This is a genomic window from Caulobacter sp. GW821-FHT11E11 (genome assembly GCF_058808315.1).
In genome coordinates this window covers 55874-76899 of sequence record NZ_JBXARO010000006.1, presented here as the reverse complement: position 1 = coordinate 76899, position 21026 = coordinate 55874, and the positions used below count along the sequence as shown (strand labels likewise).

Annotated in this window: 22 protein-coding genes and 3 tRNA genes; 19 read left to right on the top strand and 6 right to left on the bottom strand. The window is 67.3% G+C overall.

The genetic code is table 11. The features are described from left to right. Positions 1–76: 76 nt before the first annotated feature. The 4 genes from AC1RR5_RS15910 (at position 77) to AC1RR5_RS15895 (ending at position 1897) form a co-directional block, all read left to right on the top strand. Positions 77–379 (top strand): integration host factor subunit alpha, encoded by a 303-nt coding sequence (locus AC1RR5_RS15910; RefSeq protein ID WP_291879223.1) that lies wholly within the window; start codon positions 77–79, stop codon positions 377–379. Between the two features lie 12 nt (positions 380–391). Next, positions 392–814, top strand: a complete 423-nt coding sequence (locus tag AC1RR5_RS15905; protein WP_492922788.1) for a MerR family transcriptional regulator — start codon at positions 392–394, stop codon at positions 812–814. A gap of 63 nt (positions 815–877) precedes the next feature. Next, positions 878–954, top strand: a tRNA-Pro gene (locus tag AC1RR5_RS15900). A 166-nt stretch (positions 955–1120) separates the two neighbouring features. Continuing rightward, positions 1121–1897 carry a hypothetical protein gene (locus AC1RR5_RS15895; protein WP_492922786.1) on the top strand — a complete coding sequence of 259 codons (777 nt, stop codon included), beginning with the start codon at positions 1121–1123 and terminating at the stop codon, positions 1895–1897. A gap of 3 nt (positions 1898–1900) precedes the next feature. On the opposite strand, the gene AC1RR5_RS15890 is transcribed toward AC1RR5_RS15895, so the two are convergent. Then, positions 1901–2116: a DUF2842 domain-containing protein gene (locus AC1RR5_RS15890; RefSeq protein WP_492923381.1), complete on the bottom strand. Its 216-nt coding sequence runs from the start codon at positions 2114–2116 to the stop codon at positions 1901–1903. Positions 2117–2124: 8 nt separating this feature from the next. Beyond that, positions 2125–2376 (bottom strand): GlsB/YeaQ/YmgE family stress response membrane protein, encoded by a 252-nt coding sequence (locus tag AC1RR5_RS15885; RefSeq protein ID WP_492922784.1) that lies wholly within the window; start codon positions 2374–2376, stop codon positions 2125–2127. Positions 2377–2521: 145 nt separating this feature from the next. On the opposite strand from AC1RR5_RS15885, the gene AC1RR5_RS15880 reads away from it, so the two are divergent. Then, on the top strand, positions 2522–3553 hold the full coding sequence (locus AC1RR5_RS15880) for a COX15/CtaA family protein (protein ID WP_492922782.1): 1032 nt from the start codon (positions 2522–2524) through the stop codon (positions 3551–3553). 85 nt (positions 3554–3638) lie between these two features. Beyond that, positions 3639–5177 carry an alkaline phosphatase gene (locus AC1RR5_RS15875; RefSeq protein WP_492922780.1) on the top strand — a complete coding sequence of 513 codons (1539 nt, stop codon included), beginning with the start codon at positions 3639–3641 and terminating at the stop codon, positions 5175–5177. Between the two features lie 884 nt (positions 5178–6061). Here the strand turns inward: AC1RR5_RS15875 and AC1RR5_RS15870 are convergent. Further along, on the bottom strand, positions 6062–7462 hold the full coding sequence (locus AC1RR5_RS15870) for an alkaline phosphatase PhoX (protein WP_492922778.1): 1401 nt from the start codon (positions 7460–7462) through the stop codon (positions 6062–6064). A gap of 239 nt (positions 7463–7701) precedes the next feature. Here AC1RR5_RS15870 and rplM point away from each other — a divergent pair, with 239 nt between their 5' ends. The 3 genes from rplM to argC all read left to right on the top strand — a co-directional run bounded on the left by rplM (position 7702) and on the right by argC (position 9718). Continuing rightward, positions 7702–8175: a 50S ribosomal protein L13 gene (rplM, locus tag AC1RR5_RS15865; RefSeq protein WP_492922776.1), complete on the top strand. Its 474-nt coding sequence runs from the start codon at positions 7702–7704 to the stop codon at positions 8173–8175. 3 nt (positions 8176–8178) lie between these two features. Further along, on the top strand, positions 8179–8649 hold the full coding sequence (gene rpsI / locus AC1RR5_RS15860; protein ID WP_492922774.1) for a 30S ribosomal protein S9: 471 nt from the start codon (positions 8179–8181) through the stop codon (positions 8647–8649). Between the two features lie 115 nt (positions 8650–8764). Further along, positions 8765–9718, top strand: coding sequence for an N-acetyl-gamma-glutamyl-phosphate reductase (gene argC, locus AC1RR5_RS15855; RefSeq protein ID WP_492922772.1), 954 nt, complete (start codon positions 8765–8767; stop codon positions 9716–9718). 6 nt (positions 9719–9724) lie between these two features. On the opposite strand, the gene AC1RR5_RS15850 is transcribed toward argC, so the two are convergent. Both AC1RR5_RS15850 and soxR read right to left on the bottom strand, forming a co-directional pair. Beyond that, on the bottom strand, positions 9725–10360 hold the full coding sequence (locus AC1RR5_RS15850) for a DUF1287 domain-containing protein (protein ID WP_492922770.1): 636 nt from the start codon (positions 10358–10360) through the stop codon (positions 9725–9727). A gap of 60 nt (positions 10361–10420) precedes the next feature. Then, on the bottom strand, positions 10421–10873 hold the full coding sequence (soxR, locus tag AC1RR5_RS15845) for a redox-sensitive transcriptional activator SoxR (RefSeq protein ID WP_492922768.1): 453 nt from the start codon (positions 10871–10873) through the stop codon (positions 10421–10423). A gap of 75 nt (positions 10874–10948) precedes the next feature. Between soxR and AC1RR5_RS15840 the strand changes: the two genes are divergently transcribed. Both AC1RR5_RS15840 and AC1RR5_RS15835 read left to right on the top strand, forming a co-directional pair. Beyond that, a complete protein-coding gene (locus AC1RR5_RS15840; RefSeq protein WP_492922766.1) occupies positions 10949–11254 on the top strand; it encodes a putative quinol monooxygenase in 306 nt (101 codons plus the stop codon). Further along, positions 11254–11601 (top strand): hypothetical protein, encoded by a 348-nt coding sequence (locus AC1RR5_RS15835; protein WP_492922764.1) that lies wholly within the window; start codon positions 11254–11256, stop codon positions 11599–11601. Before AC1RR5_RS15840 ends, AC1RR5_RS15835 begins: the two co-directional genes overlap by 1 nt. Here the strand turns inward: AC1RR5_RS15835 and AC1RR5_RS15830 are convergent. Further along, positions 11598–13592 (bottom strand): class I poly(R)-hydroxyalkanoic acid synthase, encoded by a 1995-nt coding sequence (locus AC1RR5_RS15830; protein ID WP_492922762.1) that lies wholly within the window; start codon positions 13590–13592, stop codon positions 11598–11600. The genes AC1RR5_RS15835 and AC1RR5_RS15830 overlap by 4 nt on opposite strands. Positions 13593–13674: 82 nt before the next feature. On the opposite strand from AC1RR5_RS15830, the gene AC1RR5_RS15825 reads away from it, so the two are divergent. From AC1RR5_RS15825 to AC1RR5_RS15790, 8 genes are all read left to right on the top strand, one after another. Then, positions 13675–14115 carry a hypothetical protein gene (locus AC1RR5_RS15825; protein ID WP_492922760.1) on the top strand — a complete coding sequence of 147 codons (441 nt, stop codon included), beginning with the start codon at positions 13675–13677 and terminating at the stop codon, positions 14113–14115. 112 nt (positions 14116–14227) lie between these two features. After that, the gene (locus AC1RR5_RS15820) at positions 14228–15448 is read left to right on the top strand and encodes an LL-diaminopimelate aminotransferase (RefSeq protein WP_184720050.1); all 1221 of its coding nucleotides are present in this window, start codon (positions 14228–14230) and stop codon (positions 15446–15448) included. Positions 15449–15476: 28 nt separating this feature from the next. Then, the gene (locus tag AC1RR5_RS15815; RefSeq protein WP_492922758.1) at positions 15477–16766 is read left to right on the top strand and encodes a homoserine dehydrogenase; all 1290 of its coding nucleotides are present in this window, start codon (positions 15477–15479) and stop codon (positions 16764–16766) included. A gap of 77 nt (positions 16767–16843) precedes the next feature. Continuing rightward, complete coding sequence (gene glpX / locus AC1RR5_RS15810) at positions 16844–17797, top strand: class II fructose-bisphosphatase (RefSeq protein ID WP_492922756.1); 954 nt, start codon at positions 16844–16846, stop codon at positions 17795–17797. A gap of 62 nt (positions 17798–17859) precedes the next feature. Then, entirely contained in the window at positions 17860–18837 is a 978-nt protein-coding gene (locus AC1RR5_RS15805) for a class 1 fructose-bisphosphatase (protein WP_492922754.1), read from the top strand. Positions 18838–18909: 72 nt separating this feature from the next. Next, positions 18910–20730, top strand: coding sequence for a single-stranded-DNA-specific exonuclease RecJ (gene recJ / locus AC1RR5_RS15800; protein ID WP_492922752.1), 1821 nt, complete (start codon positions 18910–18912; stop codon positions 20728–20730). 101 nt (positions 20731–20831) lie between these two features. Beyond that, positions 20832–20906, top strand: a tRNA-Glu gene (locus tag AC1RR5_RS15795). A 45-nt stretch (positions 20907–20951) separates the two neighbouring features. Continuing rightward, a tRNA-Glu gene (locus tag AC1RR5_RS15790) sits at positions 20952–21026 on the top strand.

Sequence of the window (21026 nt, the reverse complement as noted above, 5' to 3'; positions counted from 1 at the left end):
CGAGCCCAGATTTACCGCGAGTGCACCATCGTAGGTGGTCTTTTAGGGCCGCCAAGATACGCGTGAAGGGGGTTGCATGAAGGGCGCTACTTTGACCCGAGCCGACCTGTGTGAGGCGGTTCATGAAGAGGTCGGACTGACCCGTCAGGACTGCGCCGGCCTCGTCGAGCGCACCCTGGATCTCGTGGCCGAGGCGCTCGAAGAGGGCGAAACGGTCAAGCTTTCCGGATTCGGCGTCTTCCAGGTCCGCGCCAAGCGGGCCCGCATGGGGCGTAATCCCAAGACCGGCGAGCCGGCCGAGATCGAGCCCCGTCGGGTGATCGGTTTCCGCGCCTCCCAGGTCATGAAGGCGCGAATCGACCGCGCGCTCGGCGGCTAGGGAATCAATGCGGTGGCGAAGGGGCCCAACGCCTTCCGCACGATTTCCGAGGCAGCCGACGAGCTGGGCGTGCCGCAGCACGTCCTGCGTTTCTGGGAAACCAAGTTCTCCTTCATCCGCCCGATGAAACGGGCCGGCGGGCGACGCTTCTACCGCCCGCAGGACGTGGCCGTTCTGAACGGCGTCCGCACCCTGCTGCATAGCGAAGGCCTGACCATCAAGGGCGTGCAGAAGCTGCATCGCGACCATGGCTTGGCCCAGGTGATCGCCGCGGGGCTGGGCTCGAACGGCTCGGCCACACTTGATCCCGACTTCGACTACGACGCCCCGGTTACGCCGCGCCTGGACGGCGAGGCGCGCGATCGACTGGCCTTCGCGCTGGACGATCTGACGGCCATCAAGTCGCGCCTGGACGGGCTTCTCGTCCGCAATTGAATTCGTCCGAAATCGGTGTTGCCCAACGAAAGAGCCGCCCCTATAAGGGCGCTCCTTCCGCGTCGGAGCGTGGCGCAGCCTGGTAGCGCACTTGACTGGGGGTCAAGGGGTCGCAGGTTCGAATCCTGTCGCTCCGACCATTTCCTTCGGGGAATAAGCGGAAGACGAAAGGCCGCCCTTCGGGGCGGCCTTTTTCATTTCCGATCGTGCCCACAAAAACGATCGTTTCAGATTTGTCCGTTCTGTCAAAATAAAATTAACCAACGCGGGCCGAGGTTTAGCTCAAGCTTGCGGTGGGGACCTGGCATGAGCAGGACGTTCTCCAGTGGCGTATTGGCCTTGCTTCTTCTGACCGGCGGCTGCGCCGCGACGCCCTACAGCGTCGGCGCCGCGCCCGACAGAACCGGTCTGGCGCACTATCAGGGCGGCCGGCCGACTCTGATCTCCCGATCCAAGGTCGGGGTGGTGGAGATCACGCCCGTGGCCTCGGAATTCGAGGATCGCATCGTGCTGGCGGTGACGGCGATCAACATCGGCGCCGCGCCCATCAACTTCGGCTACGAGAACGTCGGGGCGGTCTACGAGGACGGCGGCGCGGCCAAGCTGATCCCCGTCCAGGCCCTGCAGCGCGAGGCTCGGGAGCGCGCTCGGCTGGGCGGCGCGGCGCTGTCGGCGACCCGCTATGGCGAGGACGCGACGGCCATCATCGACACCTACGGCCGCCAGGTCTCGCCCGACAAGATGGGGCTCCTGCGGACCACGACGATCGATTCCCGCAGCATGGCCAGCGGTCTGGTCGTGCTGGAGAAGCCCTGGCTGAACGACCAGGTCCGGACCTTGGCCGTCAATGTCGAGTTCGGCGGGGAGGGGCACATCTTCCGCCTGGCCATCGCGCGGCGCGGGGTGCTGCTGCCGTCGGCCGGTGTCGCGGCGGCGACGCGCTATGACACCGCCGAGGGGCTTCGAACCCTGGCGACCATCCCGCCCTTGCCGGCCGCGCGCGCGCCGGCGCCGCGAAAGGTCCAGGCGGCGCGGCTCGATCCCTATGCGCGGCCGGCGGTCCCGCGCGGGGTCATCCAGTAGCGGTCAGTACTGCTGGGGCTTGTCGGCCTTGCCCATCCACGAGATCAGCGGGATCACCGGCAGGATCCAGCCCATGCCCAGCGCCACGAAGTAGACGAGGTGCACGAAGCGGTTCGACGGCAGGCGGTCGTAGAGGCTGGTGAAAGCCCAGATCCAGGCGAACAGAATCGCCATCACGGCGACCGAACCGAGCAGCTTGCGCAGGCGCGCGGGAATCATCGGGGCGCTCACGCGGTTCTCCGGAAGAGGCCGAGCACGGCCAGGAACAGGATCGCGCCCACGCTGGAGACGACCAGTTCGCCCAGGAAGCCGGCGAAGTGCAGGTCGATGCGCGAGGCGATGAACGCTCCGATGAACGAGCCGATCACGCCGATCAAGAGCTTGATGAACAGCGAGTGCCGGCGGCCCAGCACGATGTCGGCGATCCAGCCGGCCAGAATGCCGATCACCGCCGCCGCGAATACGCCCATGCCGCTCATCGTCTTCTCCGCCCCCAAGACGCTCGTTTCTCGCACGAACCCACGGCGCCGTCATGCTGAGCCACAGAAACGTTGAAGCGCGCAAGCTTGGGGCGTAGGGAGATTGCGCCGCATTTCGGCCCACTAGTGACGCTTTTCAGGCCCTATGACGTCCTTCCTGCGTTCCGACCGTTCGCGCCCCGTCGCGATCTGGCTTTTCATCGTCGCCGCCATGGTGTTCGCCATGGTCGTCGTCGGCGGCGCGACCCGCCTGACCGACTCGGGCCTCTCGATCACCCAATGGAAGCCGATCATGGGCGCGCTGCCGCCGATGTCCGAGCAGGCTTGGCGCGAGAGTTTCGAGCTCTACAAGAAGATCCCCCAGTTCCAACTGGTGAACCCCGACATGACCCTGGAAGGGTACAAGGGCATCTTCTGGTGGGAGTGGGCGCACCGCCTGCTGGGGCGCACCGTCGGCGTGGTCTTCGCCATTCCGTTCGCCGTCTTCCTGATCCGCCGCGACATCCCGCGCCGCCTGATCGCCCGCTGCGCCGTCATGCTGGGCCTGGGCGGCCTTCAGGGCCTGGTCGGCTGGTGGATGGTGTCCAGCGGCCTCTCCGAACGCGTCTCGGTCGCGCCTGAGCGACTGATGATCCACCTGGGCCTGGCCCTGGCCTTGTTCGTCGTCCTGATCTGGACGGCCCTGGACGCCTGGAGCGGTTCGCCACGGGTCGAGGAACGCTCGGCCTGGCGCGGCTGGGCCCTGGCCTTCCTGGGCGCGGTGTTCTTCCAGAGCCTGCTGGGCGCCCTGGTGGCCGGCAACGACGCGGGCCTCGTGTACAACGACTGGCCGCTGATGAACGGGGCCTTCTTCCCCGCCGAGTACGTGGGCAAGGGCTTCTGGGGCACGCTGGCCCACAGCCAGGGCGCGGTGCAGCTGCATCACCGCCTGGTCGCCTACGCCCTGTTCGCCGCCGGCATCGCCATCGGCGTCCTGGTGCGCCGCGACCGTCCGCTGGCGGCGGGCAGCAAGGCCACGGGCCTGGCAGTGGCGATCGTCGTCACCCTGCAGGCCGCCCTGGGGATCTGGACCCTGATGGCCTCGGTGCCGGTCGTGCTGGGCGTGCTGCACCAGGCGGGCGCGGCGCTGCTGCTGGCCACGGCGACGGCCTTCGCCTGGCGCGTCCGCAGACCCTAGGGTTTTCGGAGGACTGCAACAAAGAGCCGGAACAACTGTCACATGCCGGGCGCAAACGGAGGCCGATTCCTCATGGAGCTTGGCCTTGATCCGCTCGTTCGTTCTCGCCCTCGTCGCGTCCGCCGCCGTTCCGGCCATCGCCCTGGCCCAGACCCCGCCGTCGGCCAGCGCCCCCCTTTCTGCAAGCGCCAACGACCCGTACTACAAGGCCGGCGAGGCCGCCCTGGCGCGCCAGATCGCCGTGGTCCCCAACACGGGCAAGGCCAAGAACGTCATCCTGTTCCTGGGCGACGGCATGGGCATTTCGACGGTCACGGCCGGCCGCATCTATGACGGCCAGCTGAAAGGCGTCGACGGCGAGTCGAACGCGCTGGCGTTCGAGAAGCTGTCCTATTCGGCGCTCTCCAAGACCTACAGCCACGACACCCAGGTCACCGACAGCGCCGCCGGCATCACGGCGATCATGACGGGCGTCAAAACCCGCAACAAGATCATCGGCCTGACCGGCGCGGCGATCGGCGAGAAGTGCGAGACCGAGAAGGGCAATAGCGTCGAGTCGGTCGCCGAGCTGGCCAAGGCCAATGGCCGCGCCGCCGGCGTCGTCACCACCACGCGCGTCACCCACGCCACCCCGGCCGGCGCCTACGCCCACACCGCCTATCGCGACTGGGAAGGCGACGGCGACATGCCCGTCGAAGCCATTCAGGCCGGCTGCAAGGACATCGCCCGCCAGCTGATCGAGGCCCCGGACGCCCTGCGCCTGGACGTGGTCATGGGCGGCGGTCGCTCGCGCTTCCTGCCCGACACTCAGGACGGCAAGCGCGCCGACGGCCGCGACCTGACCGCCGAGTGGCTGAAGGCCGAAGGCGCGGGCTCGTCCTACGTCACCACGGTCGACCAGCTGAAGGCGATCCCGGCCGACACCAGGCATGTGCTGGGCCTCTTCGCTAACGAGCACCTGCCCTATGAGGTGGAGCGTCCGGTGTTGGGGCAGGGCGTCCCGACCCTGGCCGAAATGGCCCTGTCGGCCATCGACGTGCTGGGCAAGAACCCGAACGGCTACTTCCTGCTGGTCGAGGGCGGCAAGATCGACATGGGCAGCCACCTGGGCAACGCCAAGCGCACCCTGAGCGAGACCGTCGAGTTCTCGAAGGCGATCGAGGCCGTGCTGGCCAAGGTCGACCTGAAGGACACCCTGGTCGTCGTCACCGCCGACCACAGCCACGGCCTGGTGATCTCGGGCTACGCCGCCCGCAACGCGCCGATCCTGGGCCTGGCCGGCAACGAGGGCGAACCGATCCTGGCTGGAGACGGCAAGGCTTACACCACCCTGATGTTCGCCACCGGCCCCGGCGGTCCGGAAGGCAATGACACCCGCAAGGACCCGGCCAAGGAAGACGTCGACGACATCGATTACCACCAGCAGGCCACGATCAACCTGGGCAGCGCCGCCCACGCCGGCGAGGACGTTGGCGTGTTCGCCGACGGCCCGCAGGCCTTTCTGCTGCGCGGCGTGGTCGAGGAGAGCTACATCTTCCAGGTCATGCGCCACGCGTTTGGGTTTGATGCGAAGGCTGAGGCTCCGGCGGCGGCCAAGGAAAAGAAGAAGCGCTGGCCGTTCTAGGAGCGGCGTCCAATCCCTCTCCCCTTGCGGGAGAGGGTGGCCGCCGCAGGCGGTCGGGTGGGTGGGGCACAGCGGATCGGGTTATCAACCCCTCATCCGTCGGCTTCGCCGACACCTTCTCCCGCAAGGGGAGAAGGGGGATTGAGCGCGCTCTATCCTCGGAATTCGCGAGATCGAACGCAGTGAAATCAATTGCTTGTCGATTTTAGACGCCCTTGAATGATCCGCGTTCAGAACCGCTGCACAATCATAGCCATCCCCGTCGCGGGGGAGGGCGTTTGGATCCGGCCCAAAACGGCGGCGGGGCTAGGTTGAGCGGGGCCGCTGGCGGTTCCCGGAGACTCGAAAGTCGCTCCGTCCGTACTCTTTAGGCGGATCGGTTGGCGAACGGGCAGTCTCCGGGGTCAAAGCCATCAGCGGATCGACAGGGCGGTGATCGTACAAGCCGCCTATCGTGGATCGTCGGGGTCGAGACGGATGTAGCCGATCGACTTGGTCCGCGCCCGTCCGGGGGCTAGTGGGGACCCGAGCTGAAAGACGCTCACGCCTCCCATCCTCACGGGCAAGAACAGCCTGGCGGAGCGGTCAGCGAGCCGAAACACAACAAACCTTACGGTCTCCGGGTTCGCCCGGCCGCTCCGTCGCCTCCCCACACACCTTCAGCGGTCGCGCCGCGTGAGGCGGCGAGATCGTGCGTCCTTCGAGGCGCGCTCAGGAGCGCGCACCTCAGGATGAGGAGATCAGTTATGCAAAATGGTCCTCATCCTGAGGCGCCCGCCCCATTCTTGCTTTGGGGGCGGGCCTCGAAGGACGCACGGCGCCATAGTCCCAGAGCCTGCTTGGGTCTCCGCTTTCGCGGGGATGAGCGGGTAAGGGGATGGGCTCTAGGCCTTCACCGTCCCCCAAGGCCCGGTGATCGCCAGCGTGATCCCTGGGTTCTGGACGTTGACGAACATCGTGCCGCCGTCGGGCGAGAAGCAGGCGCCGGCGAACTCCGAATTGCCCGTGAAGACGTTGCGGCCCAGTGTGTAGACCTTGCCCTGAGGCGTGACCCCGCGCAGGTGATTGCGCAGCGTGTCCGAATAGCGGTCCTCGCAGACGATCACGTGGCCCCACGGGGCGACCACCAGGTTGTCGGCATAGTCCAGCACCCGGTCGTTCTGGCTCTCGACGAACAGCTGCAGCTTGCCCGGCTGGTCCTTCTCGCCCGCCCGGCCTTCGACGGCCGAGGGGACGTAGCGGAAGATCTGGCCCGAGCCGGCCGCGCCGCCGGCCGTGCAGGCGAAATAGAGCTCGCCGCTGCCGAAGAACACGCCTTCGCCCCGGCAGAACACCGCCGCGCCCTTGGCGAAGCCGCGCCGGCGCAGGTCGTCATAGGGGTTGTCGACGCCGTCCAGGTCGATCCAGCGCACGGCCTTCGTGCTTCCGATCGAGAAGGTCTTCTCCTCCTGGTTCCGGGTGTCGCCGCCCTCGGGCGCATCGACCAGGCCCAGGGCCTGCAGGCGACCGCCGGCGGCAAGGTTGCGGCGGTCGTTGGGCAGGAAGCGGTAGAACAGGCCGTCGGCCACGTCCTCGGTCAGATAGACGACGCCGGTCCTGGGATCGATGCAGGCGGCCTCGTGCTTGAAGCGGCCCAGGCCCTTCAGGGCCACGGGCTCGACCAGGCCGACATGGGCGGCGGGCACCTCGAACACCCAGCCGTGGTCCTTGCCGACTTCCAGGCCCGCCTCCAGCGTCGTCTCCTCGCAGGTCAGCCACGAGCCCCACGGCGTGACGCCGCCGGCGCAGTTGACCAGGCTGCCGACCAGGCTGAGGTGCTGGCGCTCGGTCTGGCCGGTCTTGAGATTATAGAGTTGGGTCGTCGTGCCGCCGGGCAGGGGGCGCTGGCTGTTGTGGAAGTCCCAGACCTTGGAGCGGTCGACGCGGTCGATCAGGCGCTCGCTGAGGCCGAACGGGCCGTTGTGGATGTCGCCGACCGACAGTTCGTGGTTGCGCACCAGCAGCACCCGCTCGGCGTCGACCGGGAAGCAGCCCATGCCGTCATGCTTGCCTGGTGTCAGAAAGCCGTCGCTCATCGTCTCGCCGGCCTGGGAGATCACCCGGTAGCGGAAGCCGGCCGGCAGATCGAGAAGGCCCTTGGGGTCGGAGACCAGCGGGCCATAGCCCTCGACCTCGTTCAGATAGGTCTCGACCTCGACGGCTTCGTCCTGGGCGCGGGCCGAAAAGGCGGTGAAGGCCAGGCTGGTGGCGCCTGCGCCAAGGAAGCTTCTGCGGGAAAAGGACATGGATCGCGCCCGTGCGTGAGAGACCTGCTCTCGGGCTATGCCCATGCTTCATGACGGTTCGAACACAGGAATGCGGTATTATGATACCGCAATATCTATCTCATTGTATTGTATGGGTTTTGTAAGTTTCCCTGCATGCCGTTGTTGACAGCGTGCGAACCCTCCCGTACATGCCGCGCCTCACACGGACGAAACCGGATTTCTCGGGGTCGGACGCCTAGAAATTACGGATCAATCCCATGCAGAAGATCACGGCTTCCTTGAAGCCTGCCGAGGTCGAGAAGAAGTGGATCGTGGTCGACGCCGAGAACGCCGTTGTCGGCCGTCTGGCGACGTTCATCGCCATGCGTCTTCGCGGCAAGCATCGTCCTGACTACACCCCGCACGTCGACTGCGGCGACTTCGTCGTCGTGATCAACGCCGACAAGGTGAAGTTCACGGGCAAGAAGCTCGACGACAAGGTCTACTATCGCCACACCGGTCACCCGGGCGGCGTCAAGTCGACCACCCCGCGCAAGGTTCTGGGCGGCAAGTTCCCGGAACGCGTCCTGGAAAAGGCCGTCGAGCGCATGCTGCCCAAGGAGAGCCCGCTGGCTCGCAAGCAGCTGACCCACCTGCTCATCTACAACAACGGTGAGCATCCGCACCAAGCGCAAAGCCCGGAAGTCGTCGACTTCGCTTCGCGCAACACCAAGAACACCCGGAGCCTCTAAGTCATGACCGACGCACAAGGCTTTGAAGCGCTGGCCTCGCTGTCCAGCAACCCGGTTGCCGCTTCGGTGGAACCCAAGATCGACGCCCAAGGCCGCTCGTACGCGACCGGCAAGCGCAAGAACGCGATCGCTCGCGTCTGGATCAAGCCGGGCAAGGGTTCGATCACCATCAACGGCCGCGACCAGGAAGTTTACTTCGCGCGTCCGGTGCTGCGCATGATGATCGCCCAGCCGCTGGAAGTGACCGACCGTCTGGGCCAATTCGACGTCATCGTGACCGTCGAAGGTTCGGGTCTGTCGGGTCAAGCCGGCGCCATCCGTCACGGCCTGTCCAAGGCTCTGACCCTGTACGAGCCCGGCCTGCGCCCGGTCCTGAAGCCGCACGGCTTCCTGACCCGCGACAGCCGCGTCGTCGAGCGTAAGAAGTACGGCAAGGCCAAGGCCCGCCGCAGCTTCCAGTTCTCGAAGCGCTAATCGCGACGATTACGTCTAAGGGAAAGGGCGCTTCGGTTCAGCCGAAGCGCCCTTTTTCATTTCTGTCTCTGTTTTCTGCTTCTTCTACTGGCGTGAGCCAGAGTTCGGAGTCCGCATGTCCAGCGCCCCCAAGGTCTTCATCGACGGCGAAGCCGGCACCACCGGTCTGCAGATCCGCGAACGCCTGGTCGGCCGCAAGGACCTGCAGCTGATCTCGATCGATCCGGACAAGCGCAAGGACGCCGACGCCCGCGCCGAGATGCTCAACAGCGCCGACGCCGTGATCCTGTGCCTGCCCGACGACGCGGCCAAGGAAGCCGTGGCGCTGGTGACCAATCCCGACACGGTGATCATCGACGCCTCGACCGCCTATCGCACCGCCGAGGGCTGGGCCTATGGCTTCGCCGAGCTGGACAAGGAACAGCGCGGCAAGATCGCCGCCTCCAAGCGCATCTCGAACCCGGGCTGCTATCCGACCGGCGCCATCGCCTTGACGCGGCCGTTGGTCAGCGCCGGCATCCTGCCGCCGGAACTGCCGGTCTCGTACAACGCCGTCTCGGGCTACAGCGGTGGCGGCAAGGCCATGATCGCCGAGTTCGAGGACGAGAGCGCAAGCAACTTCACCAAGGTCCCGTACCGGATCTACGGCCTGTCGCTGACCCACAAGCACGTGGCCGAGATGCAGAAGCATGGCGGGCTGCTGAGCCGTCCGATCTTCATGCCGGCCGTGGGACGCTATCTGCAGGGCATGCTCGTGGAGATGCCGCTGCACTTCTCGACCCTGGAAGGCGCGCCGTCGCTGGGCGACATCCATGCGGCCCTGGCCAAGCACTACAAGGGCGAGAAGTTCGTCGAGGTGGCGTCGCTGGAAGAGGCCAAGAGCCTCACGACCCTGGACCCGGAAGGCCTGAATGGCACGAACCGCCTGAAGCTGTTCGTGTTCGGCTCCGACACCAGCGGCCAGGCCCGTCTGGTGGCTCTGCTCGACAACCTGGGCAAGGGCGCCTCGGGCGCGGCGGTCCAGAACATGAATATCGCGCTGGGCCTCAAGGAAGACGCTGGTCTCTAACCGGCGTCAGACCCGCCACCGATAGTGGCCGGCGGGCTTGTGCAGCTTGAACATCCATAGCGGCTCCTCGCGGACGCCGGCGCCGATGTTATGGGCCACCCGCACGGTCCCGAAGTCGTCGACGACGACGCCCAGGTGCGGACGACCGCCGCCCGACAGCCGCCAGGTCAGGATGTCGCCGGCCTGCAGGCTCTTGAAGGCGTCGCCACCCAGCAGGCGCGACGAGGGCAGGGGAACGCTGGCCTGCTGGCGCGCCAGGAAGGTCTCCAGGTTCAGCACCCGCCGGTGATCGATATTGGCGTCGGGCTTCTTCAGGCCCCAGGTGCGACGCGAGGGATAGGCCTCGAAGGCGCGGACCATGTCCTCGTGCACCCGCCGCTGCAGGTCGATGTCCCAGGCGTCGCGGGCCGCGCGGATCAGGACGTCGGAACAGACGCCGCTGGTGCGCAGCACGTCGCCATTCGGATAGCCGATCGCGCGATAGCTGGGATCATAGTCCAGCGTGACGCCGATCTGCTCGCGCGCGGCGGCGGCCAGCTTGGCGCCGGCATTCTGGATCAAGGCGAGGCTCGACCCCGCACCCGCCATGAGGGGCGAGGCGGCGAACATCCCCAGGGCTGTCCGGCGGTCGAGCGTGAGCATGGCGCGGAAGCTCTGCCGCACTGATGGCGGGATTTGGGCGAACGTTGGTCGACCGTGTGTTCAGTCGTCGATCAGCACGCGCGGACCTGCCCCGGCGCTGGCCATGACGTCACCCGGATTGCGCAATGGGCATTCCTTGAGCGACAGGCACCCGCAGCCGATGCAGCTGTCGATCTGGTCGCGGAGGCCGGTCAGGTGATGGATGCGCAGGTCCAGCTCGGCCCGCCAGGCTTCGGACAGGGCGCGCCAGTCCTCGGCGCTGGGCGCGCGGTCCTGGGGCAGGTGATCCAGGGCGCGCTGGATCTCGGCCAGGGCGATGCCGGTGCGCTGGGCGATCCGGATCAGCGCGACGCGGCGCAGCACGCCGCGCGGATAGCGCCGCTGGTTGCCTTCGGTCCGCAGGCTGCGGATCAGGCCCTTGGTCTCGTAGAAATGCAGGGTCGAGACCGCCACGCCGCTGCGCTTGGCGACCTCGCCGACGCTCAAGGTCGGCGGTGAAGACGATGTCGACATTGGCGCTTGACCTCAACTTTGGTTGAGGTTGTACGGGAAAGGCTCCCGCACAGGCAACAGCGCCAAGGAGCCCGCATGGACACCGCCCCCGTCATCAGCATCAGCGTCATCCGTCCCAAGGCTGGACGCCTGGAGGACTTCATGGCGCTGCAGCTGGAGCAGCACCGGCGCGTGCGAGGCAAGGTGGACGGCCTGCGCGGCGCGCGGCTGTTCCGGTCGGACGACGGCGTGGTGCTGATCTCGGTGTTCGACAGCGCCGAGCAGGCCGACGCCTTCCGCCGCGACCCGATGTTCACCGACCACATCGCCGGCGTTAGACCGCTGATCGAGACGTCCGAGGCAGGGGCTTTCACCGAAGTCTATGCGGTCGGAGAGATCTGATGGCCATGCACGCTTCCGCCGTTCGCCTCGTCGAGGTGCTGGACCCGGCCGCGCCTGCCGTCTCGATCAGCGTGATCCATCCCAAGCCGGGAAAGCTCGACGCGTTGTTGGCGGCGCAGGCGGCTCAGCACCGCCGCCTGGAGGGCCGTGTGACCGGCCTGCGCGGCGTCCGCTGCCTGCGGGCCGGCGAAGTGATCGTGGTGATCACCACCTTCGACGATCCGCTGGACGTGCTGGCGTTCGCTGGCGACCCGCGCCGGCTGGCCCACCTGGAGCGCATCCGGCCGCTGGTCGAGCGGGTCGAGACGGACGTCTTCGAGGAGGTCTATGCCAGCGGGACGCTCTAGGCGTTCGACTTGACCATCACGAAGCTGCCGGGGGCATTCTCCAGGGGCTTCAGCTTGCCCTTGGCCGGATCTCGGGCAGGGACCTCGTCGCCAGAGCGCGAGCGCAGCCATTCGGCCCAGTGCGGCCACCACGAGCCCGGATGCTCGGTGGCGCCGGCGATCCACTGACCGACGTCGCCGGGCAGGCTCTCGTTGGTCCAGTGCTGGTACTTCTTGGCGTCCGGGTGGTTGATCACCCCGGCGATGTGGCCCGAGCCGGCCATGGTGAAGGTCACCGGCCCGCCGAACGCCTTGGCGCCGCGATAGACGCTGCGGAACGGGGCGATGTGATCGTCCTTGGACGACTGGACATAGATCGGCGTCTTGACCTTCGACAGGTCCAGATGCTCGCCGCCCATGGTCAGCTGGCCCGTGGTCAGGGCGTTGTCCTTGTAGAAATTGCGCAGATAGAACAGGTGCAGCGACTTGGGCATCCGCGTCTGGTCGGCGTTCCAGAACAGCAGGTCGAAGGGCCGCGGCTCCTTGCCCATCAGGTAGTTGCTGACGAAGAACGACCAGATCAGGTCGTTGCCGCGCAGGGCGTTGAAGGTGTCGGCCATCGACTGGCTGGGTAGGAAGCCGCCGGCCGCGTCCATCTGCTGCTCGATCGACTGCAGCCATTCCTCGTTGGTGAACAGCAGCAAATCGCCGGCCTCGGCGAAGTCCTGCTGGGCCGCGAAGAAGGTGGCCGAATTGATCCGCTTGTCGCCCTTCGCGGCCATGTGGGCCAGGGCGACCGACAGCAGGGTGCCGCCGATGCAGTAGCCGACCGTGTTGACCCGATCGACGCCGCACTGGGTCATGACCTGCTGGGTGGCGTCGTAGATGCCTTCGAGCATGTAGTCTTCGAAGGTCTTGGCCGCGAGCTTCTGGTCCGGATTGACCCACGAGGCGACGAACACCGTGAAGCCCTGACCCGTCAGCCAGCGGATCATCGAGTTCTCGGGCCGCAGGTCCATGATGTAGAACTTGTTGATCCACGGCGGGAAGATCAGCAGCGGGATCTCGCTGACCTTGTCCGTGCTGGGATCGAACTGCAGCAGCTGCAGGATATCGTTCTGGTAGACGACCTTGCCTGGCGCGGTGGCGACATTCTCGCCGACCGTGAACTTGGCCAGGTCCGTCTGGCTGATCGCCAGCTGGCCGCCGCCGCGCTCCAGGTCGGCGGCGAAGTTCTCCATGCCGCGCACCAGGCTCTGGCCCTGGGTCTGCACCACCTCGCGCAGAGCGGCGGGATTGGAGATCAGGAAGTTCGACGGCGAGAAGGCGTCGGTCAGCATCTTGGTGAAGAACTCGACCCGGCGCTTGCTGGCCGGATCCACGCCCTCGACCTCGGCGATCAGGCCGTTCAGCCAGTTCGACGACAGCAGGTACGACTGCTTCATCAGGTCGAACATCGGGTTCGAAGCCCAGTCCGGATCATTGAAGCGCTTGTCGCCGGCGGCCGGGGCGACCACGGGCGTGACCTCCTCGCCGGCGGCGCGGCGGGCCGTCGACTGCCACAGCTCCATATACTGGCTGAAGAGGTCGGCCTGGGCGCGCATCAGCCGGTCGGGCTGGGCGGCCAGGCGGGTCATCACCTCGTTCAGGGCCGGGGCGACGTGGAAGGGATCGGGCGAAAGGGCGGCCGGACGGTCAGCCTGGCGCAGCGCCGCCTCGGCGATCGCGCCCTGGGCGGTGACGGCCGCGCGAGCCAGGTTCGCCGACAGGGTCTCGACCATCTTCATCTGGTCGGGCGATAGCATGCTGTCGAACGGCGGGAAGGGCGGGGCGGCGCCTTGCGGACCGCCGGACGCCTTGCCGGCCGAATCGGCCTTCGGCGGCGGTTCGATGGTTTCAGGCTTGGGCTCTGGCTTCGCCTTCTTAGGGGCGGCCTTGGCCTTGGGTTCGGCGGTCTCGACCTTGGGGGAAGCCTTCTTCCGGGCCTTGGGAGCCGCCTTTGCCGTGGCCATGAATTCCTCCGCCTGTTGTGTTTGCGAAAAGCGGCGTCGAACGCCTTTCGCTCGCCGCGATCATCGCATAAGACCAGAACCAATGAACGGCGAAACCCGCAAAATCGTACGTGTCGCTCTGATCGTCGGCTTGGCCGCCGGTGCGGCCGCGTGCGTGGCTAGTCCGTTCAAGACCGCTGAAGTCGATCCCAGCTCGCCGATCGCCGCGCGGGCGACCGCCGCCGCCAAGGCCAAGGCGCCGCGCCGCAAGTTCTCGGACATTCCGACGATCCCGACCGACGTGCCGAACGCCAACCAGGTTCGCGCCGCCGTCGTCGACCAGCAACGCGCCGGCGACGCCGTGACCAAGGCCGTTGCGCCGGGCACCTGGGAACTCAAGGACACCGAAGGCTACGCCGACAAGGCCCGCCGCGACGTCAAGCCGGGCGACTTCCAAGCCCCGACCGACGCCGACCGCGCCGCAACCGAAGCCTTCGCCCGCGCAGCCCGCGGCCGAGCTAGCGCGCCTCCGTCCCAGCCCTAGTCGGGCGACGGAGGCATAATCTTCCTTGAACTGGCTTGGCTTGACCCCGCGTGGGGTCTATCCATGCCCGACTTTTCGCTCCCAGAGCGCCGAAGCGGCGCACAGAGCCCTCATGAGCACCGATTTTCACCGTATCCGTCGCCTGCCGCCTTACGTCTTTGAAGAGGTCAACAAGATCAAGGCGCGCCTCCGCGCCGAGGGGACCGACATCATCGACTTTGGCATGGGCAATCCGGACATGCCCACGCCCCAGCACATCGTCGACAAGCTGATCGAGACGGCGCGCGACCCCAAGGCGGGCCGCTATTCCGCCTCCAAGGGCGTGCCCGGCCTGCGCAAGGCCATGGCCAACTATTACGGCCGCCGTTTCGGCGTGAAGCTGAACCCCGACACCGAGGTCATCGCGACCCTGGGCTCCAAGGAAGGCTTCGCCAACCTGGCCCAGGCCCTGACCGGCCCCGGCGACGTCATCATCTGCCCGAACCCGGCCTATCCGATCCACGCCTTCGGCTTCATCATGGCCGGCGGCATCATCCGCCACGTGCCGGCCCTGTCGCCGGAAGAGTACCTGTCCAACATCAGCCGCGCGGTGAAGCACTCGGTGCCGCCGCCCTCGGTGCTGATCCTGTCCTATCCGTCGAACCCGACGGCGCAGTGGGTGGATCTGGATTTCTACAAGGACGCCGTCGCGCTGGCCAAGAAGCACGACCTGCTGGTCATCAGCGACGTGGCCTATGGCGAGATCTATTTCGACAATAACCCGCCGCCGTCGATCCTGCAGGTGGACGGCGCCAAGGACATCGCCGTCGAGGTCAACTCCCTGTCGAAGACCTACGCCATGGCCGGCTGGCGCGTGGGCATGGTGGTCGGCAACGCCCGCATCTGCGCGGCCCTGGCCCGCGTGAAGTCGTATCTGGACTACGGCGCCTATACGCCGGTGCAGGTGGCGGCGGCCGCGGCGCTGAATGGCCCGCAGGACTGCGTCGACGAGATCCGCGGCATCTACAAGAGCCGCCGCGACACCCTGATCAAGTCGATGAAGGGCGCGGGCTGGGACATCCCCAATCCGCCGGCCTCGATGTTCGCCTGGGCCAAGATCCCCGAACAATATCGCGAGGCCGGCTCGATGCTGTTCTCGCGCCTGCTGATCGAGGAGGCCGGCGTCGCCGTCGCCCCCGGCATCGGTTTCGGCGAATACGGCGAGGGCTATGTGCGGATCGGTCTGGTCGAGAACGAGCACCGCATCCGCCAGGCGGCGCGCAACGTGAAGAAATTCATCGCCAACGCCGACTCCATCCTGGCCAAGGCCCACAACAAGATGGAACAGGCCTGACCGGCTGAGTTCGACTAAGGATTCGAAGATGACGAACAAGACCTGGCGCGTCGGCGTCGCGGGCCTGGGCACCGTTGGCGGCGGCCTCCTGCAATTCCTGGCCGACCGTCCGGGCTTCGCGCCGGCCGGCGACAAGGCGGTCGTCACGGCTGTCTCGGCCCGGTCGAAGTCGCGTCCGCGTACGGTCGACATCTCGAACCTGGCCTGGTTCGACGATCCGGTGGCCCTGGCCGCCTCGCCGGACATCGATCTCTTCGTCGAACTGGTCGGCGGTTCGGACGGCCCGGCCAAGGCCGCCGTCGAGACCGCCTTGAAGGCCGGCAAGCCGGTGGTCACGGCCAACAAGGCGCTGATCGCCGAGCACGGCGCCGAACTGGCCGCCCTGGCCGAGGCCAACAACGTCCCGCTGCTGTTTGAAGCCGCGGTGATGGGCGGCGTGCCCGCCGTAAAGATGATGCGCGAAGCCCTGGTCGGCGACGACATCATCTCGGTGGCCGGCATCCTGAACGGCACCTGCAACTTCATCCTCTCGGAGATGGAGAAGACCGGCCGCTCGTTCGCCGACGTGCTGCGTGAAGCCCAGGGCCTGGGCTATGCCGAGGCCGACCCGACCATGGACGTCGGCGGCTTCGACGCCGGCCACAAGGTCAGCATCCTGGCGGCCCTGGCCTTCGGCTGCGCCCCGAACTTCGAGGCCGCCGAGATCGAGGGCATCAGCGAAGTCGACCTGCTCGACATCAAGCTGGCCAAGGATCTGGGCTACCGCATCAAGCTCATCGCCAGCGCCGCCAAGTCCGAGGACGGCGTCGCGGTGAAGGTGCATCCGTCGCTGGTGCCGCTGGATCACCCGCTGGCCCAGGCCGGCGGCGCGCTGAACGCGCTTTTCATCGAGGGCGTGCGCATCGGCCGAATCTTCGTGCAAGGTCCGGGCGCCGGCGCGGGTCCGACCGCCGCCGCTGTCGCCGCCGACATCGCCGACGTGATGACCAAGGCCGTTCGGCCTGTTTTCCAGGCGCCGGCTGGCGATCTGACCTCGTTCACGCCGATCGATCCGGCCCGCGCCGTGGGCAAGGCCTATCTGCGCGTGATGGTCCAGGACCAGCCCGGCGTGATCGCCGCGATCTCGGAAACCCTGGCCGAATGCGGCGTCTCGATCGACAGTTTCCTGCAAAAGCCCGTCGATGGCGCGGGCGGCGTGCCGATCGTGCTCGTTACGCATGCGACGCCGGAATCGAAGCTTCTGGACGCGATTAGCCGCATCGAAAAGCTGCAGACCGTGCTAGAGCGTCCCCGCCTTCTGCGCGTCGCGCGCATCTAAACGACCCGGAAAACCGGGCGTCGAAGGCGACATTGGGAACTAGGCCGCTCTTTTCCGGGAGCGGTCGGGAGAGACGGATGAGTTCGAACACCCTGGACCGCTCGCTGGTCCTGGACGCCGTTCGCGTGACCGAAGCCGCCGCCATCGCCTCGTGGACGATGCTGGGCCGCGGCGACGAGATGGCCGCCGACCAGGCGGCCGTCGACGCGATGCGCAACGCCCTCAATGAGCTGAACATCGACGGCGAGATCGTCATCGGCGAAGGCGAGCGCGATGAAGCGCCGATGCTCTACATCGGCGAGAAGGTCGGCACGGGGAAGGGCCCCAAGGTCGACATCGCGCTCGACCCGCTGGAAGGCACGACCCTGGCCGCCAAGGCCCAGCCCAACGCCCTGACGGTGATGGCCTGGGCGCCGAAGGGCACGCTGCTGAACGCGCCCGACACCTATATGGACAAGATCGCCTGCGGCCCGGGCCTGCCCGCCGGGGTGATCGACCTGGACCGCTCGCCGGCCGACAACATCCAGGCCCTGGCCGAGGCCAAGGGCGTCGCCGCGACCGAGATCACGGTTTGCGTGCTGGATCGTCCGCGTCACGCCGAGATCATCGCCAAGGTCCGCGCCGCCGGCGCCCGCATCCATCTGATCACGGACGGCGACGTGGCCGGCGTGATCAACACCACCGATCCGTCGACGGGCATCGACCTCTATCTCGGCTCGGGCGGCGCGCCGGAAGGCGTGCTGGCCTGCGCGGCGCTGAAGTGCGTCGGCGGCCAGTTCCAGGGCCGCCTGCTGTTCCGCAACGGCGACGAGCGCGCCCGCGCCGCCCGTTGGGGCATCACCGAACTGGACAAGAAGTACGACCTGCACGAGATCGTCCGCGACGAGGCGATCTTCGCCGCCACGGGCGTCACGCGGGGCGGGCTGGTGGACGGCGTCGTCTTCCGCGACGGCTGCGTCCACACCCACACCCTGGTGATGAACTCGTCGACGGGCACCGTCCGCGAAGTTCGCATGAAGCGGAAGGTCTGAGACCTTCCTGTCACGGTCGCTCTGTAGGAGCGGCCGTTCTGCTTTCTGGTTTTGAGGTTCCCATGACCACCTTTGTCGACTTGGCCGCATGGCTCGCGGCGGAGCCGGCGGACGCCGCCCTCAAGGACGTCGTCCAAACGGTCGCCACGACCTGCGCGCAGATCAGCCGCGTGGTCGCCTCCGGGGCCCTGTCGGGCAGCCTGGGCGCGGCGGGCAGCACCAACGTCCAGGACGAGGAGCAGAAGAAGCTCGACGTCATCACCAACGACATGCTGAGCGACGCCCTGAAGGGCTGCGCCGCTGTCGCGGGCCTGGCCTCGGAAGAGCTGGAAGAGGTCGAGCCCACCGGCCGCGTCGGCGGCTATCTGGTGACCTTCGACCCGCTGGACGGCTCCAGCAATATCGACGTCAACGTCTCGGTCGGGACGATCTTCTCGGTGCTGCCGGCGCCGGCCGGCCATGCGCCGACCGAGGCCGACTTCGTGCAGTCGGGCCGCAACCAGGTTGCGGCCGGCTACGCCGTCTACGGTCCGCAGACCATGCTGGTCATCACGCTGTCGGGCGGTGTCAACGGCTTCACCCTGAACGCCGACGGCCAGTGGCTGCTGACCCATCCGGCCATCGCCATCAAGGCCGACACCGCCGAGTTCGCCATCAACATGTCGAACCAGCGCCATTGGGCCGCGCCCGTGCGCCGCTATATCGACGGCTGCCTGCAGGGCAAGGACGGCCCGCGCGCCAAGAACTTCAACATGCGTTGGGTGGCCTCGATGGTCGCCGACGTCCACCGCATCATGATGCGCGGCGGCGTCTTCATGTACCCGTGGGACGCTCGCGAGCCCAACAAGCCCGGCAAGCTGCGCCTTATGTACGAGGCCAATCCGATGAGCCTGCTGGTCGAGCGTGCCGGCGGCAAGTCGACCGAGGCGGTGATCGACATCCTCGACATCCAGCCGACCAAGCTGCACCAGCGTGTGCCGGTGGTGCTGGGCTCGGCCAACGAGGTGGAAGTGATCCGGGCGGAAGCCAAGGCCGGCTAGCCAGACTCACGTCCGGTACTGACGGGGCGGCGCCGCATGGTCCGAATCCGCCTTAACGGATAGTCTGCCGCGATGGCCGCTGATGGTGCTTCCAATTTCGATACCGCCGCCTTCCTGGGCGTCGAACGCTCGCTGAGCGGCCGCGCCTGGCGCGAGCGTCCGGCCGACATGGCCGTGGTGCGCGACATCCAGCAGCGCCATGGCCTGACCGAGCCCCTGGCCCGGGCCCTGGTCTCGCGCGGCGTCACCCTGGACCATGCCGAGCACTATCTGCGCCCGACGCTGAAGGCGCTGTTCCCCGATCCGTCCAGCTTCACCGACATGGACCGGGCCGCCGAGATCCTGATCGACGCCCTGGAGCAGGGCCGCCCGACCATGGTCTTCGCCGACTATGACGTCGACGGGGCCACCAGCGCCGCCCAGCTGGTCCGCTGGTTCCGCTACATGGGCGTCGAGCTGCCGATCTACATTCCCGACCGTCTGACCGAGGGCTACGGCCCCAGCCCGGCGGCGTTCAAGACGATCCGCGACGGCGGGGCCGAGCTGGTCGTCACCCTGGACTGCGGCGCGGCGGCCTATGACGCCATCGCCAGCGCCGGCGAGATCGGCCTCGAGGTCGTGGTCATCGACCACCACCTGATGCGCGAGGACCCGCCGGCCGCCGCCGCCGTGGTCAATCCCAACCGTCCGGGTTGCCAGAGCGGGCAGGGGGTCTTGGCCGCCGCCGGCGTCACCTTCGTGCTGCTGGCCGCCCTGAACCGCGAGGCCCGCAAGCGCGGCCTGTTCACCGACGAGCGCCCGCAGCCGGACCTGCGCCAGTGGCTGGATCTCGTGGCCTTGGGCGAGGTCTGCGACGTCACCCAGCTGGTCGGCTTCAACCGCGCCCTGACGGCGCTGGGCCTGCGCGCCATGGGCGCTTGGGCCAATCCGGGGCTGAAGGCCCTGTTCGAGGTCGGCAAGGGTTCAGGCGATCCGTCCGTATTCCACGCCGGCTTCATCCTGGGGCCGCGCATCAATGCCGGCGGCCGCATCGGTCGCTCCGACCTGGGCGCCAAGCTGCTGTCGACCGACGACCCGCTGGAAGCCGCCGCCCTGGCCGAGGAGCTCGACAGCCTCAACACCGAACGCAAGGCCGTCGAGGCCGCCGTGGTGGAAGAGGCCGCGGCCCTGCTGGAGCGCGGCAGCAACTTCAATCCGGACGCCCCGGTGATCGTGGTCGCTGGCGACGACTGGCATCCTGGCGTCATCGGCATCGTCGCCGGCCGCCTGCGCGAGCGTTATCGCAAGCCGGTGGTGGTGATCGGCGTCGACCGCGCCGCCAATGTCGGCAAGGGCTCAGGGCGTTCGCAGCCCGGCGTGAACCTTGGCAAGGCGATCCAGGAGGCCTTCGAGGCCGGTCTGCTGATGGCCGGCGGCGGTCACGCCATGGCGGCGGGCCTGTCGATCCGTCCCGACGCGATCCCCGAGTTCCGCGCCTTCTTGGAAGAGCGCCTGGCCGGCGAGATGGAGGCGGTGGGGACTGAGTCGGTCGAGATCGACGCCCTGCTGCAGCCGCGTGCGGCGAATCGCGCGCTGCTCGACGACTTCCAGCGCCTGGCGCCGTTCGGTCCCGGCAACCCCGAGCCGATGTTCGCCCTCAGCCAGGTGCGGCCCGACCGCGTCTCGGCCCTGAAGGGCGGCCACGTGCGCATGGACCTGGTTGGCCCCACGGGCGATCGCATCAAGGCGATCAGCTGGCGCAGCGCCGAGACGCCGCTGGGCCAGCGCCTGCTGGCTGGCGGCGGGGCCCTGGACGTCGTCGGCAAGCTGAAGCCGGACGATTACATGGGCCGCAATGGTGTCCAGCTGGAGATCGAAGACGCCAATGACCCCAGGGCGCGCTACTCGGATTAGACCGTCCGGGGCAGGGGATGTGGACGGACTGAAAAAATGACTTTCGGCGGCTTGCGCACCCCAAAGGTCGCGGCTATACACCCGCTTCCTCGCGGGGCCGTGGTCCCTTCGTCTATCGGTTAGGACGCCAGATTTTCAATCTGGAGAGAGGGGTTCGACTCCCCTAGGGACTGCCACCCGCGAGGCTATATATCGGCTATGTTCCGCTCCGGCGGTTATGTGGTCCCTTCGTCTATCGGTTAGGACGCCAGATTTTCAATCTGGAGAGAGGGGTTCGACTCCCCTAGGGACTGCCA